General features: G+C 52.5%; 1 protein-coding gene. It reads right to left on the bottom strand.

Annotated features, from left to right (window positions below; genetic code table 11):
- Window positions 1-1,018: hypothetical protein (locus tag ACO0E1_RS18890; RefSeq protein ID WP_422875574.1), on the bottom strand; the 1,018-nt coding region annotated here is incomplete at its 3' end.
- Window positions 1,019-1,228 lie beyond the last annotated feature (210 nt).

Here is a 1,228-nt window from a genome sequence, read left to right as displayed (position 1 = left end):
CCTTTAGCTGATCCTTCCAGCCGCACTCAATTAATTTAGCTCTCAGCAACTCTTTGAGGCGTTCTCTTTCTCCAGTTTCTATTAACTTTTGGTTAATCGCTGCTCTCATCTGCGCATCTTTGTTCATCTTGCTAACCACATCTTGGTGGTTGTGCAGGCCCTCATGTAACACAGAGCAGGTGAAAGTATTTCCTGCCTCCCAGTTGCTCTTCTGCACATTGAGCTTGCTGTAGACGAAGTAAGAGCCATCTGTGTCCATGATGGGCTGAGTGTTCTTGTAGTTCTCCGCTGGCTGCCCATTCCACTGCCACTCCACAGTAATGTCTTCAGGGAAGAAGTCTGTTATCATGCAGGTCAGACTGACTTTATCCTTGGCCATCTGCTCCTTGGGAGGTGGAATGGTGTACACCTGTGGAGCCTTCGGTCTGCCTTTGGTTTTGGAGATGGTTTTCTCGATGGGGGCAGGGAAAGCTGCACTGTTGACCCTGCATTTGAACTCCTTGCCATTGAGCCAGTCCTGGTGCATGATGGGAAGTTCACTGACTGAGCGGAAAGTGCTGTTGAACTGCTCCTCCCGGGGTTGCGTCTGAGCTGTGTGCACCTCCACATCATCTACAAACCAGCTGAACTGGACCTCGGGATCATCCTTGCTGATGTCTACCACAACACACGTGACCTTAGGAGTCAGAGTAATGGTGAGCACATCCTTGGGCTTTGGGGGGAAGATGAAGACAGATGATACTTCTGGGACTGTACATATGCAAGGCTTACAACCACAATCCCTGGGCACAATTTTCTTGTCCACCTTGGTGCTGCTGGCCGGGTGGGCAACGTTGCAGGTGACGGTCTCGCTGGGCCAGGTGCTGGAGGGGACAGTCACTGAGCTGCTCAGAGTGTAGAGGTCAGACTGCAGGACAGCTGGGAAGGTGTGCACACCGCTGGACAGGGATCCAGAGTTCCAGGTCACTGTCACTGGCTCAGGGAAATAGCCCTTGACCAGGCATCCCAGGGTCACCATGGAGTTAGTTTGGGCAGCAGATCCAGGGGCCAGTGGATAGACAGATGGGGGTGTCGTTTTGGCTGAGGAGACGGTGACTGAGGTTCCTTGACCCCAGTAGTCCATAGCATATCCCTTACCATAATCCCCCCCCTCTCTTGCACAGTAATAGACCGCAGAGTCCTCAGATGTCAGGCTGCTGAGCTGCATGTAGGCTGTGCTGGAAGATTT

The organism is Curtobacterium guangdongense (genome assembly GCF_049341845.1).
GTDB classification, from domain to species: Bacteria; Actinomycetota; Actinomycetes; order Actinomycetales; family Microbacteriaceae; genus Curtobacterium; species Curtobacterium guangdongense.
The sequence above is the reverse complement of the archived record's forward strand: the minus strand, read 5'-3'. Positions and strand labels throughout refer to the sequence as shown.